The organism is Roseibium sp. R5, from assembly GCF_055755305.1.
In genome coordinates this window covers 1,040,001-1,052,987 of record NZ_CM146910.1, presented here as the reverse complement: position 1 = coordinate 1,052,987, position 12,987 = coordinate 1,040,001, and the positions used below count along the sequence as shown (strand labels likewise).

At 56.0% G+C, this 12,987-nt stretch carries 15 protein-coding genes (1 of these 15 cut by a window edge); 10 read left to right on the top strand and 5 right to left on the bottom strand.

Annotated elements, in window-relative coordinates:
• Window positions 1–1,740 carry an adenylate/guanylate cyclase domain-containing protein gene (locus AC0J4F_RS04750; protein ID WP_473025573.1) on the bottom strand — a complete coding sequence of 580 codons (1,740 nt, stop codon included), beginning with the start codon at window positions 1,738–1,740 and terminating at the stop codon, window positions 1–3.
• Window positions 1,741–1,916: 176 nt separating this feature from the next.
• On the opposite strand from AC0J4F_RS04750, the gene AC0J4F_RS04745 reads away from it, so the two are divergent.
• Window positions 1,917–2,276 carry an ArsC family reductase gene (locus AC0J4F_RS04745; RefSeq protein ID WP_473025572.1) on the top strand — a complete coding sequence of 120 codons (360 nt, stop codon included), beginning with the start codon at window positions 1,917–1,919 and terminating at the stop codon, window positions 2,274–2,276.
• Window positions 2,277–2,339: 63 nt separating this feature from the next.
• Here the strand turns inward: AC0J4F_RS04745 and AC0J4F_RS04740 are convergent, their stop codons facing one another.
• A complete protein-coding gene (locus tag AC0J4F_RS04740) occupies window positions 2,340–2,729 on the bottom strand; it encodes a YcbK family protein (RefSeq protein ID WP_133952845.1) in 390 nt (129 codons plus the stop codon).
• 214 nt (window positions 2,730–2,943) lie between these two features.
• Between AC0J4F_RS04740 and AC0J4F_RS04735 the strand changes: the two genes are divergently transcribed.
• The 3 genes from AC0J4F_RS04735 to purU all read left to right on the top strand — a co-directional run bounded on the left by AC0J4F_RS04735 (window position 2,944) and on the right by purU (window position 5,995).
• Window positions 2,944–4,260 carry an aspartate aminotransferase family protein gene (locus AC0J4F_RS04735; protein ID WP_133952677.1) on the top strand — a complete coding sequence of 439 codons (1,317 nt, stop codon included), beginning with the start codon at window positions 2,944–2,946 and terminating at the stop codon, window positions 4,258–4,260.
• Between the two features lie 2 nt (window positions 4,261–4,262).
• On the top strand, window positions 4,263–5,072 hold the full coding sequence (locus tag AC0J4F_RS04730; protein WP_209002642.1) for a beta-keto acid cleavage family enzyme: 810 nt from the start codon (window positions 4,263–4,265) through the stop codon (window positions 5,070–5,072).
• A 65-nt stretch (window positions 5,073–5,137) separates the two neighbouring features.
• Window positions 5,138–5,995 carry a formyltetrahydrofolate deformylase gene (gene purU / locus AC0J4F_RS04725; protein WP_133952676.1) on the top strand — a complete coding sequence of 286 codons (858 nt, stop codon included), beginning with the start codon at window positions 5,138–5,140 and terminating at the stop codon, window positions 5,993–5,995.
• A gap of 9 nt (window positions 5,996–6,004) precedes the next feature.
• Here purU and AC0J4F_RS04720 read toward each other — a convergent pair whose 3' ends face one another.
• Window positions 6,005–6,934: a LysR family transcriptional regulator gene (locus AC0J4F_RS04720; RefSeq protein ID WP_473025571.1), complete on the bottom strand. Its 930-nt coding sequence runs from the start codon at window positions 6,932–6,934 to the stop codon at window positions 6,005–6,007.
• Window positions 6,935–7,034: 100 nt separating this feature from the next.
• Here AC0J4F_RS04720 and AC0J4F_RS04715 point away from each other — a divergent pair, with 100 nt between their 5' ends.
• Window positions 7,035–7,268, top strand: a complete 234-nt coding sequence (locus AC0J4F_RS04715) for a hypothetical protein (protein ID WP_133952674.1) — start codon at window positions 7,035–7,037, stop codon at window positions 7,266–7,268.
• A 12-nt stretch (window positions 7,269–7,280) separates the two neighbouring features.
• Here AC0J4F_RS04715 and AC0J4F_RS04710 read toward each other — a convergent pair whose 3' ends face one another.
• Both AC0J4F_RS04710 and AC0J4F_RS04705 read right to left on the bottom strand, forming a co-directional pair.
• The gene (locus AC0J4F_RS04710; RefSeq protein ID WP_166672843.1) at window positions 7,281–8,027 is read right to left on the bottom strand and encodes an ABC transporter substrate-binding protein; all 747 of its coding nucleotides are present in this window, start codon (window positions 8,025–8,027) and stop codon (window positions 7,281–7,283) included.
• A 135-nt stretch (window positions 8,028–8,162) separates the two neighbouring features.
• Window positions 8,163–8,759 carry a LysE family transporter gene (locus AC0J4F_RS04705; RefSeq protein WP_133952672.1) on the bottom strand — a complete coding sequence of 199 codons (597 nt, stop codon included), beginning with the start codon at window positions 8,757–8,759 and terminating at the stop codon, window positions 8,163–8,165.
• Window positions 8,760–8,856: 97 nt separating this feature from the next.
• Between AC0J4F_RS04705 and AC0J4F_RS04700 the strand changes: the two genes are divergently transcribed.
• The 5 genes from AC0J4F_RS04700 to AC0J4F_RS04680 form a co-directional block, all read left to right on the top strand.
• On the top strand, window positions 8,857–10,266 hold the full coding sequence (locus AC0J4F_RS04700; protein WP_209002639.1) for an aminotransferase-like domain-containing protein: 1,410 nt from the start codon (window positions 8,857–8,859) through the stop codon (window positions 10,264–10,266).
• Between the two features lie 121 nt (window positions 10,267–10,387).
• On the top strand, window positions 10,388–11,164 hold the full coding sequence (locus AC0J4F_RS04695; RefSeq protein WP_133952671.1) for an ABC transporter ATP-binding protein: 777 nt from the start codon (window positions 10,388–10,390) through the stop codon (window positions 11,162–11,164).
• Window positions 11,161–11,772 (top strand): energy-coupling factor transporter transmembrane component T family protein, encoded by a 612-nt coding sequence (locus AC0J4F_RS04690; protein ID WP_473025570.1) that lies wholly within the window; start codon window positions 11,161–11,163, stop codon window positions 11,770–11,772. Before AC0J4F_RS04695 ends, AC0J4F_RS04690 begins: the two co-directional genes overlap by 4 nt.
• A gap of 124 nt (window positions 11,773–11,896) precedes the next feature.
• Entirely contained in the window at window positions 11,897–12,451 is a 555-nt protein-coding gene (locus tag AC0J4F_RS04685) for a biotin transporter BioY (protein ID WP_133952669.1), read from the top strand.
• Between the two features lie 27 nt (window positions 12,452–12,478).
• A protein-coding gene (locus tag AC0J4F_RS04680; RefSeq protein ID WP_133952668.1) for an AMP-binding protein crosses the window boundary here: on the top strand, window positions 12,479–12,987 show its start. The gene runs 952 nt beyond the window's last position; the window shows 509 of its 1,461 coding nt (coding positions 1–509); its start codon is at window positions 12,479–12,481; its stop codon lies beyond the right edge, outside the window.

The following is a 12,987-nucleotide window of genomic DNA, read 5'->3' as shown; positions in this document are numbered from 1 at the left end:
TTACACGAGGTCTTTTACCCCTGTTTCCCCAGGCAGCAATAAACCATCCATTTGCTTAAGTGCAAAGACTTGGAGTGGTTTTTCCTTGCCGCGCACGCTGACGTCGTACAGCGTTTCATCGGGTGCCGTTGCGCGAGCCGCGTCAATTACGTCTTTGGAAACAACGAGGAAGCTGTTCCGCGATTTATTTTCAGTTTCCAGCCGGCTGGCGGTGTTGACGACGTCGCCAAGCGCGGTGAGCCCACCTTCAGTTTTACCGGATCCGGCAGCGCCAATACGTCCCAGGATGGCCTGGCCGAGATGGAGGCCAACACCGAGACGGATCGTGTCGCGGAACTGAGGGCCCTTTTCGACGTTCAGTGCTTCCATGACTTTCTCGATGCCCCGGCAAGCCTTCAAAGCCTGGCGCGCACCGGTCTCAGCACCCGTCTCCATCCCGAAGATGGCCATGACGCCATCACCTATGAATTTGTCGACATAGCCGCCCTCTGCCCGGATTACGGCCGAAACGCGGTCAAGATATTGGTTCAGAAGAAAGACGACATCGTAGGCAAGTTGCGCCTCGGTCATGCTGGTGAAGTTCCGGAGGTCGACGAACATGACGACGACATCCTGTTCGACGCCCCAATAGTAAGCATCCTGAACATGGTCCTGCCGCACCAAGTTTGCCTTCACCGGCACCAGCGGTTGGATTTCCAGATTTGCAGCTGGCCTGATCTGGCAAGCCAGGCGGACATCCTCCGGCACTCCAATCCGCTTCAAAACTGTTGTCTCTGCCGGGTTTGGCTGTGACAAGCTCTCCAGTCCGTTCAAAACCTTGACGCGGCAGGTCGAACAGCGTGCACGGCCGCCACAAACGGAAGCTACGGGAATTCCGTTCATGCGGCTGATCTCAAGAAGAGATGCACCTGGTTGGGCCCGAACGGTCAAACCGCCGGGATAAGAGATCGAAATGCCTGCAGAAATACGGCTTGCGAGATACCGGATGACAATGACAAACAGGCTCAAAAATATCAGGCCGAACACTATGGCTCTAATGTTGTCGGACTGCGCATAGAGCCATGCCCACTGATCGTCCGAGACCTTGACTGTCACATCCCTTGCCAGGGCCAGGCGCCGGGCGCCTTCGACAAAGCCCCAAAGCGCCATCACAGGCCATGCAATGGCGGCGGCCAGGGCGATGTACTTGATCCGGTGGTAGAACGGGTAGAGCCGCAGCCAGAAATGCAGCCCGATCATGGCGTGGGTCCAGACAACCAGCAAAAGGATGGATTGCATGACTGCATTTTGCGGCCAAAGGATCGTCAGCATCTGATGGTAGTTCGGGATAAAGCCGAACTCTTTCGCCAGTCCCATCGTTGTGATGACATGCGGAATGAGCGTCCAGGGGATGTAAAGCCCCAGCACAAGCTGAGCGAACTCCCAGGGCGGCATGCGCAATGTGCGTCTCTTGGATGTTCGCCAGAGCGCCAGCGCGACATGGGTGAGAGCTGCCGTGATCAACACGGTTTCGCCGATCGGCCCGCGCCAGATCCAGTAGTGCCACAGGGACATTTTCTCCATCGCATTGACGGAAATGATTCCCATCGCGTGGTTGGAAAAGTGACTCAGGCAAAACAGGAAAAGAACCAGTCCGCTCAACAGGCGCAGCCGTTGGCGCCAGTTGCCGTGCCCGGGATTGGGCCATGCCGCATCTCCAGCGGTTGCGGGCACCTTTGATGGAATGGCGGGGTCGGTCACAGTGTTTGAACGCCTGGCGGAAAAGTAGACTGATCGTAGGTGACGACAGTGCAGCTTGAAGCGGCCGCGTCAAGACGGAACCGGGCTGATCGTGGATTGTTGGACGATGGTCTTGAAACACTCAGGACAAAAAGCAATTGTGCCGCCAAATGAACTGCAAACCGGTAAGAGGCATCATGAAGGTCTACGGCATCAAGAATTGCGATACGGTCAAGAAAGCGCGGAAGTTTCTGGATGAAGCCGGGGTGGAGTACAGTTTTCACGACTACAAGAAAGACGGTGTTAATGCCGACAAGCTGGCCAAGTTTGTTGGCGAATTTGGCTGGGAAGCGGTTTTGAACAAGCGTGGCACGACTTGGCGCCGGCTGGATGAAGCCACCCAGGATGGCGTGACCGATGCAAAAAGCGCGCTGGACGTCATGATCGAAAATCCATCCGTCATTAAGCGCCCGATCGTGGAAGGCGCTGAAAAGAACTTTATCGGTTTCGATGCTGTTGCCTGGGAAATGGCGCTGGAGCTGGGTGAACTGAAGTAGTGCATTCACTTCATCTGCGAAAGAACCAAGGCTCCGGCGTCAAACCCCGGAGCCTTTTGTTTGTTACCAGGTCCGGCGCGGCCCGGTGTCAATGTGATAAAATCCTGACGAATAGTACTTGTAACCGCCCACTGCAGACTGGGACTTCAGGAAAGCCAAAACGGAAGACGGGTTGCCGCCGACGGAAAAGTCAACGGCCTGACAATTCAGGTGATAGGAACTGCGGGCGCCACCTTTGCGCCAATTCTCGAACCACCAGCGTTTGGTGGAATGAACCTTCACCGTACCGTACCGTTTCGCGACCTTGTTCAGGACCTTTTTTAGTTTTCTCGGCACGCACCAGGACGAGTCGTTGTAGTCGATCGCGCTGTGCGAGGCCGTTGCCCAGCCCATGCCGGTGACACCGGCAACCGATCCACATCCAACCAGAACAACGGACAATCCCAAAAACATTATCCAGGCTAAAAAACGCTGACGCATAACAAACAGCCTTGCAAATTCTAAGTGTTTGCCCCCTCCCCAGAACTGCCAGCAATTTGATTAAAATTTTAATGAAAGAGATGGTTAACGCGACAAAGAAACATTTGTTTCACACGAGGCAAATTCATGATACAAATGTCTCAAGCGCACAATCCGGCGCGATACACCCTTGGTGAGGTTCGTGTTCATGTCTCACGTTTTTCCGCGTCATACCAAAGCATCCATCCCTGTCGCTGTTGGTGGTAATGGATGTTACATTATTGATAGTAATGGTAAAAAATACTTTGATGGATCGGGCGGCGCGGCAGTGTCGTGCCTTGGCCACAGCGATCCCGACGTGACCGCGGCGATCAAGGGCCAGGTCGATCAGATTGCCTTCGCACATACCGGTTTTTTTACCTCAGAGCCTGCAGAACAGCTGGCCGATCTTCTGATCGATCATGCACCGGGCAATCTGGACCGGGTGTACTTCGTATCCGGCGGCTCAGAGGCAATGGAAGCCGCTCTGAAACTGGCGCGTCAGTATTTTTTGGAAAAAGGCGAAACATCCAGGCATCGGGTCATTGCCCGCCGGCAAAGCTATCATGGCAACACGCTCGGGGCGCTCGCAACAGGTGGCAATCAGTGGCGCCGCGAACCCTTCGCGCCATTGATGATCGAAACCTCCCACATTTCACCGTGTTACGAGTATCGCGGACGGGCGGACGATGAAACGGCCGTCGAATACGGGCGACGCGTTGCCAATGAACTCGAAACCGAAATTCAGCGCCTTGGCGCGGAAAACGTGATGGCATTTGTGGCCGAGCCGGTTGTCGGCGCAACGGCTGGTGCGGTCCCGCCTGTCGAGGGTTACTTCAAGCGGATCCGGGAGATCTGTGATCACTATGGGATCTTGCTCATCTTGGATGAAGTGATGTGCGGCATGGGACGCACAGGCAGCCTGTTTGCTTGTGAGCAGGATGGTATAGCGCCGGATATCCTTGCGATCGCAAAAGGCCTTGGAGCAGGGTATCAGCCGATTGGGGCTATGCTGTGCACTTCGGAGATCTATGAGGCCATCGAAAACGGGTCCGGTTTCTTCCAGCACGGCCATACATATATCGGCCACCCGACGGCGTGCGCGGCCTCTCTTGCCGTTCTGAAAAAGCTCACTGGCGGCCTGGTCGATCAGGTTCATCCTCTGGGTGACAAACTGGATGCGACCCTGACAGAGGCTTTCGGACAGCACCCTCATGTTGGCGATATCCGTGGACGCGGCCTGTTCCGCGGCATCGAAATTGTTGAGGATCGGGAAAGCAAAACACCCTTTGACACCAAACGGGGGGTGAACAAGGCTCTGAAAAAGGCCGCGTTCGAGGCCGGGCTCATCTGTTATCCGATGGGCGGCACGATTGACGGCGTGAAAGGGGATCACATCCTGCTGGCGCCGCCCTTCATCATGGAAGATCAGCACATCTCGGAGATTGCAGATAAATTGCAAACTGCGTTCAAGGCCGTCTTCTGATCATGGCCTCTGATACCAAACCTCAGGCGCTGCCACTTATCATGGTGGCGCCGAATGGCGCGCGGCGCACCAAGGTGGATCATCCGGCCCTGCCGATGTCGATCACCGAAACGGTGGAGGCAGCCGTCGCTTGTTTCGAAGCCGGCGCGGGCGCAATCCATGCCCATGTCCGCGATGAAAACGGGGCACATGTTCTGGACAAAGACCTCTACCAGGCGCTCTTGTCGGAATTGAATGCTGCATTGCCGCAAATGCAGGTTCAAATCACCACCGAAGCTGTTGGAAAATACACACCGGACGACCAGCGCAAACTGGTCCAGGAGTTAAGGCCGTCACTGGTGTCGATTGCTGTGCGCGAGATGGTGCCGGACGATGACACAGATACGGCTGCAGAGTTTTATTCCTGGGCCCTGAAGGAAGGAATATCTGTTCAACACATCCTCTACAGTGCAGAGGACCTCGACCGGTTCTTCGACCTCGTCGAAAACGGCAGTATTCCTGGCATTACGCATCAGGTGCTGCTGGTTCTAGGCCGCTATGCGGACAATCAGGAAAGTGCGCCGGAAGATCTGCACCCCTTTCTGGATCGTTTGAAAGCACGCCGGAGCGATCATGAGATCGATTGGGGTGTGTGTGCCTTTGGGCATCGGGAAACAGAATGTCTCGTGTATGCCATCGAGAACGGTGGCAAGGCCCGGATAGGATTTGAGAACGGCCTTTGGAATCGCGATGGTGCAGTTGCGAAGGACAACGCTGACCGGGTCCGGGATCTGGTGTCGGCCCTGGAAGAAAAAAACATCTCCGTTCTGTGAGGCTGAGCCGCCTTCAGGGCGGTTCACATTCGGGCAAGGCCCGACAGAGTGGAGAGACTGAAAACATGGCCGAACACCAATACGTCCTCACGCTTTCATGCGCGGACAAGCCGGGAATTGTCGCAGCCGTCACAACGGAATTGGCCGATTTCGGTGCGAATATCGCAGAGAGTGATCAGTTTTGGGACCGTGCCACCAATCAGTTCTTTCTCCGCATCGCCATGCTGGCGCCGGAAGGTGTGACCTTGGAGAGCGTTCAAAAGGCGCTTGATCCGGTCATTGCCCGCTTTGACATGAAAGCAAAGCTGGTCGACACGGCCAAGCGGCCAAAAGTGATCATCATGGTCTCCAAGTTTGACCACGCGATGCTACATCTTCTTTACCAGATCCGGGTTGGCTGGCTGGATGCCGAGGTGGTTGCCATCGTCTCCAATCATCCGGACAGCGCCCGTACCGCCGATCATGAAGGCATTGCGTACCATCACTGGCCGGTGACCAAGGAAAACAAGGCGGAGCAGGAGGAAAAACTCCTGAAGCTGGTCAAGGAAACCGGCGCAGATCTGGTGGTGCTGGCGCGCTACATGCAGGTACTGTCCGATAACCTGTCCAAGCGGCTCTTCGGCAAGGTGATCAACATTCACCACTCGTTTCTGCCGAGCTTCAAGGGCGCCAAGCCGTATCATCAGGCCCATGCGCGCGGGGTGAAGATGATCGGAGCGACTGGGCATTATGTGACGCCGGATCTCGACGAAGGCCCGATCATTGAACAGGACGCAGAGCGCGTCAGTCACGCATTGTCGGCAGATGATTTCGTGGCGCGCGGTAGGGATATTGAATCCCGCGTGCTCGCACGCGCTGTCAAATACCACCTGGAAAACCGGGTCATGATTGTTGGCAACAAGACAATTGTATTTACGCCGTAAGCCCAACGATCAGACGGTTTCCGCCTCCCGCCCGAATGGCAGCTTGCGGCCGTCTTTTTCAAGTTCGGAGAAAAGCCAATCCCGAAACAGCCGGATTTTCCGGCTGTTTTTATTTTGCATCGGATAGCTCAGGTTCCAGGATTCGGTTTCAATCCGCGAAACCAATTCGAAAGGTTGGATCAGCTGTCCGTTTGCAAGTGCGTCCCGTACGAAATACGGGGTAAGAATCGCGACCCCCTGCCCGGCAATGGCCCGGTTGGCTTCCAGTGCCTGTGAGCCCATCCGGCTGGACGGGTTTTGGCTAAGATCAACATCCGGCAAGCCGGCATCAGCAAACCATGTTCGCCACCAATGGTCTTCAGGGTCGATGATTGGCGCCTTCAAGAGATCAGCCGGTTCGTGGATCCCGCCAAGTTTTTCTGCAAGTAGCGGGGAAATCATCGGAGTGAACTCGGCCTGGATCAGCTGGTGATAATAGCACCCCTTCGGCGGTTGATAGCAGGCGGTAATTGTCAGATCACCATCATTAAAGGCCGGTTTTTCCCAGGGGCCGAACGGAACTAGCCGGACGGCGATGGTGGGGTTTTGAATTTGAAACTCGAACAGGCGTGACGACAGCCAGGTGACAGCAAACGTCGTGTTGCTGCTGATTACGAGTTCGGACGATTCTGCTTCCTGGACGTCGTGAAACGTGCCGCGAAGCCGGTCGAATGCGTCAGTTACACCATCTGCAAGCTGTTGGCCGCGCGGCGTCAGCTCAATTTTCCGGGGTTTTCGCTCAAACAGTGAAAATCCGAGTTTTTCTTCCAGGAGCTTGATCTGATAGCTGACCGCGGCCTGCGTCATGCCAAGTTCATCACCTGCCTTTGTGAAGCTGAGGTGCCTTGAAACGGCATCGAACGCCCGGACAGCGGACAACGGGGGCAAAGAGGCGGACATGCATAAATACTCCTTATGCATGTCTATTGTCTTTTCATTGGTCAATCAACAGCCGACCAGCGATACATCCTTAATTCATCAACGAATTCGGGAGATTTTCATGTCTTCTATCGATTGTAAATGCACCAAATCGAGTGCGCGCTCTAAATTGGGATTAGTCGAATTTATCCATGGCTTGCTTTCTGGATGGTATGGCCATCGGCGTAAACGCGCTGTTCTCTCTGATTTGCCAGCGGCATTGAAACGGGACATCGGCCTTGACGACATACAGCCAAGCCCGCAAAGCCTTGAAGAAAAATGGCGCAGTGAGTTCGACAGGTTGCAACGCCGCTAAGCGTAGAGAGCATTACCGGTACCGGGCGTGGATACCTTCGTAGGTTCCGTCAGCTCGTATTTCCGCCAAGCCTTCATTGAACACCTGTCTCAACTCTTCAGAGTCAGGGTGCTTTCGTGAAAAACACAAGAAGTAGTCCCAGACAACGAAGGACCGGAAACCAAATTCATTGCGATAGCCAAGTTTCTTTTTGAGATGCCGACCGGCCGCTTGTCCGGTGTGAAAATAGTCGACACGCCCCAGTTCAAGCATCTTGAAGCCGGCCGTATCCGTGGCGATGTTGACCAACTCCGCGCCTTGCCTCTCCATTTCCGCATTTGGGGCGTATTCAAGAACAGAGGCGACCCGCTGGCCCCTAAGGTCTGCAATGCTCCGAATGTTTTCGACCGGATGCCCTGTTCGGTAGAAAACGCCATAGGCTTCCTGACTGATAGGCGCGCTGAAGAGAAAGTGTTCAGCACGTTCAACGGTATGGGCGCAGGTCAGAAGGCCGGGATAGTTGCCAGCTTCGGTTTCGCTGACCGCTCGGGACCACGGGACATAGACAACCTCTGCCGTGATGCCTTTGCGCTTGAAGGCTTCAACGGCAACTTCGTGGTCAATTCCGAGACGGTCATCTTCGGGCTCTGCGATATCAAAGGGCGGGTAATCGGTCGCCAAGATGATCACAGACCCTGCCGGATGCCCGAGCGTCGGCAGTCCGATCGGCGATATACCGACCACCAACAGCGCAACCCAGAGCCAGGACCGTATCGCCACCGGAAACGACCTCCGTGAAACATCGGAACGAGGCCGTATGGGACCACACAAACATATAATTTTTTATTGGCAGTTTTCTGTAATCTGCTCCCTTCTCAAGCTATCGGCCCGCGAGGACCGGTGCCGGGTGGGTATTTACAGCATCAGAGCCCAGACAGTTGCGACGAGCATCGTGAGCGCCATCGCAACTGTGATGGAGCGCATCAAACGGCCTTCGCCAATCAGAGCCAGAATAGATACACCGACCAGCGCCCAAAGCGAATGAAAGACCATTCCGCCCAAGAGGAAACCGGTTGCCAGGATGGCGGCGTTGGCATGCAGATCCAGACCGTTTCCTGCAAAGAAAGTCGAGAATGCGACGAGGCTCATGGCCCATGTCTTGGGGCTTAGCGGGTGGATCAACAATCCTTCCCAAAAAGTCAGAAGGGTGGTTTCACCCTTAGGCCGGATGGTCAGCGAAATAATCCGCCAGGCCAGAAAGGCCATATAAGTCAGGCTCAAAGCCTTGAATACCGATACGATTATCCCGCCCTGCGCCATGATGTGACCAAGCCCGTAGGCGACTGCCAGGTTTAAAGGCAGCGAGCCGATCTGTGATGCAATGATGACCGGAAATGCCGTCCGGTACCCGGAACTCGCCCCGATCGCGAGGAAAGCCAGGTTTCCGGGGCCTGGGGTGCCGGTCATGATGATCACAAAGACCGCGAAGGCCATAAGTGTGGCGGTGTCCATTTCGGGAGCCTCATACAATTTCGATATAATCGATACAAAAGCGTATGGACAATCTCTGTATTGAAATATTGTATCGGTCAATGATAACATTGTTCTCATGACAATGTGGGTTCCGAACATCGAGACGGCTTCCGGGCCGATTTATCTTGCGATCGCAGACGCGCTGGAAGCTGATATTCTTGCCGGCAGTCTCGCCCAGGGCGACCGGTTGCCGCCGCAACGCGAGCTTGCCTATCAGCTCGGCATAACGCTCGGAACGGTGACCCGGGCCTATGCGGAGGCGGAGCGTCGGCGTCTGGTCAAAGGCGAAACTGGCCGTGGAACGTATGTTGCCCCGGAAAGCCAGAAGGTTTCTCCCCTGATCCCGAAGGAAGGGGAACCGGAGACGTGTGATCTGGCGCGCAACTTTGCCTATCCGTTTCTCAATCCCAGCCTTTCCGATGGGCTGGTTCGCATGGCTAAAACGGCCGGAATTGAGCGCCTCAACGGATTTGTGCCTTCCGAAGGATTGAAGGCCCACAGGGAAACAGGGGTTCTCGTGTTCAAGGACTACGGACTGGATGCTGATCCGGACCGGGTCGCGGTGACATGCGGTGCGCAGCATGGCATTCAGGTCACCTGTCAGGCCCTTTTTCTACCCGGCGATGCCGTGGCGGTGGACCAATTTACGTATCCGTCGATTTTTAGTTCGCTCGCCGCGCAAGGGCTGAAAGCTGTGCCGGTCCCGGCGCTCATCGGCGATGATGGAGGGCTGGGCGCAATGGATCCGGATGCACTGGCTCAAGCGGTTCGGATGCATCACGTGAAGGGCGTTTTTCTGATGCCCAACATGCAGAACCCGACCACCCACACCATGTCGATGGATGAGCGCACACGGCTTGTTGAGGTTGCCCGTCAGTTTGACCTCAAGATCATAGAAGACGATCCCTATACGCCGTTTCTGACCGACCCTTTGCCGGCATTCGGCGCTCTTGCGCCAGAGCGGACGGCCTCGATCGCCAGTATCTCAAAGGTGTGTTCGCCCGGCAGCCGGATCGGCTTTGTTCATGTTCCGGCGCCCTTTGAAGACTCAATCCGCAACAAAATCGGCGAAAGCACATGGATGGCATCGCCGATCACGGCGGAGCTTATTTCCGGTTGGGTCCGTGAGGGGCATCTCAGCAAGGCGCTCCGGGTCAAGCGGCGCGTCAACAGTGTGAGATTTGACCGCGCCAAGAAGATTTTGGAGCCGTACTTTCTGCAAAGCGGCAGCCACAAGGTTTTTGGATGGCTTGCTTTGCCGCAAGACGTTGACCCGGATGCGCTGCAGGCGGCCTTGTCTCATCAGGGCATCTCGGTGCTGTCCTCAAGATACTTTCAGGCAAAAGGGCAAAAACCGGCAGCCTATATCCGGCTTACCTTTGGATCTGAAGAAAACGAAGACCGCTTCGATTGGGCGCTGGAGCGTATAAAGACCACCATCTCAACCTTTGCGGCGCCACCGGATTTGACCCGCCTTGTCGGGTAGGCCGCCCAGGTTTCATGTGGGCATCATTGACTGTTTTTTGACAAGCTGTCCGTTCCAAACCATAAGCGGGCAAACGCTGCGTTAGAAAAACACCGTTGCAGCACTTCCGCGATAGGACTTCATGGTGCTTTGGCCCCGCAAAAAAGACAAAGAACAAACTAGCGGCTGCAATCCGGACATCACGCCCTATGCACGGCTTGAAAACGCCGGTCTCACCCTTGGCAGCCGGAAGGTCCTGTCAGGCCTTAGCCTTGATTTGGAAGAGCGCCGGGTCGGCGTGATCGGACTGAACGGATCTGGGAAAAGCAGCTTCGCACGCCTCTTGAACGGTCTTCATCTCGCTGATGAAGGCCGCGTCACTGTCTTTGGCGCAGATGCGGCTTCCGTCCAAGCGGAATTGCCACGTCATGTCGGTTTTGTTTTCCAGAACCCGGATCACCAGGCAATTTTTCCGACGGTAGAGGAAGAAATCGCCTTTGGCTTGACACAGTTGGGCGCCTCGAAAGACGAAAGCCGTGCCAAAGCCTTGGAATTTCTGGTCCTTCATGGTTGCGGCGACTTAGCCGCTAAACCTTTTGCTGAATTGTCGGGAGGGCAGAAGCAACTAGTCTGCATTCTGGCAGTTCTGGTGATGAGACCGGCTGTCTTGGTTTTGGATGAGCCGATGACGAGCCTGGATGCGCTGGCATCCCGGCTGATATTCAACAAGCTCATGTCGCTGCCGCAACGGATTGTGATGGTCAGTCATGATTTGAGTCTGCTGACCGGGTTCGACCGGGTGCTGTGGTTGGAGGAAGGGCAGTTGCGTATGGACGGACCGGCAGCAAAGGTGATTGCAGCCTATCGGGACGACATTGAACGCCGGTCTGGAACCGTCATGGAAGCAGCTGCGATATGATGTCGGTCTACCTGTCAGGCGCCAGCTGGGCGCATCGCCTTCCAGCAGGGGCCAAGCTGCTCGCAGTTGCGATCGGCAGCCTTTTGCTTTTCAGGACCGAAACGCTCTGGGTCTTTGTTGTTTGCTTGGCCCTGGTGCTCGCGGCCTATGTTTCTCTCGGTCGCGGAGCCGTTCAGCGCTTGCGGCTCCTGAAGGGACTGTCGATCTTTCTGGCAGCAATCCTGGCGCTGCATTGGTTATCGGGAACCGTCATGGACGGTGTTATCGCAATCCTGCGCCTTTGTGTGATGGTTCTTGCCGCCAGCTTTGTCTCGATGACAACGCGAATGGATGATATGCTAGCAGCCGTGATGCCGTTGTTCCGACCGTTGGAATGGGCTGGCTTTTCAGCGCGCAAGCCCGCGCTGGGTGTCACACTTGTGTTGCGGTTTGCACCGCATTTGATGGAGATCTTCGCCGTCCTTCGGGAGGCATACCAGGCGCGCACGGGCAAAAAGTCGTCCTGGAGGCTGATTGCGCCCTTTGCGCTCCAGGCGCTTAAAATGTCGGACAATGTTGCCGAAGCTCTGACGGCGCGCGGCGGCTCGCAAGGACTGACCCTGAAGTAATGGGCGCCTTTAACGACATACGACAAGGCCGGCTGGCGGGTGACGCCGCAGCCATAGAGACAAACAATAGACTCGGGTCGGAAAACGTCCCAGAAAAAACGACGATAAAGAAGGATAGACTCCCATGACAGATCGTTCCCTTGTGCACGTTGCATTTTATGCAGCTCTCATCGCCGTCCTCGGTTTGCTGCCGCCGGTCGCAATTCCGGCGCTGGGCGGGGTGCCGATTACAGCGCAGACACTTGGTGTGATGCTGGCGGGCATTATGCTCGGACCGGTCCGCGGCAGCCTCGCCGTGCTTTTGTTCTTGTTCCTGGTTGCGCTCGGCGCACCGTTCCTTTCCGGCGGCCGAGGCGGTCTCGGCGTGTTCGCCGGTCCATCTGTCGGTTTCCTGATTGGCTGGCCGGTTGGCGCTTTTGTCGCGGGTCTGATCATGCGCGCGACAACCAACGCCAGCGTCCTTGTTTCGGCGGCGGTTGCTGGCGCAGTTGGCGGAATTCTTGTCGTCTACGCCTTCGGGATTCCCGGCATTTCCTTCATGACGGGCCTGTCCCTGCCGAAAGCGGCCATGGGCAGCGCAGTCTACATTCCAGGTGACCTCATCAAGGTCGCAATCGCAGCGGTGATTGCCCAGACGATTGCGCGCGGCCTGCCGGGCGCTGTTCTGTCCCGGTCCTGATCCGGTCGCAGCAGGATCTTACGCCGCATGGGCTACATCGGCGAACGCCTGGAAAAAAAAGCGCGGGCCAGCAAGGCTGGACCCGCGCTGCAAACTGGCGGGTGCGTCTTCTCATGGGAAGAGTTCCTGTCATCTGTTCAGGAAAGAGAGCAGCAGCTTCGGGATAACTCTCCCGAAGGTGCCCAGATTGCGCTCTTGTTGGCCGACCCCACTGACATCCTCGTCAGCTTCTTTGCTTGCGCACGCTCAGGCCGCACTGCCCTCGTCATGGACCCTTCCTGGCCGCGGCATCAGGTAGAAACCGTGCTCAAGGCCGTGCAGCCGGCTTTTTGTCTCGACGACGACCAACTCGCTCAATTTGTGGCGTCTCGAAACGATGAACTCGACACGCGCCCAAGCGACCCGCCTTTGGAAACCGCTGAGTTTTATGCCGGGTTCACATCTGGCTCGACGGGCATGCCAAAAGGCTTTGTGCGGTCTCATCGGTCGTGGTTGGAAAGTTTTCGTCTAAGTGAACCGGATTTTGAAGACCTCGA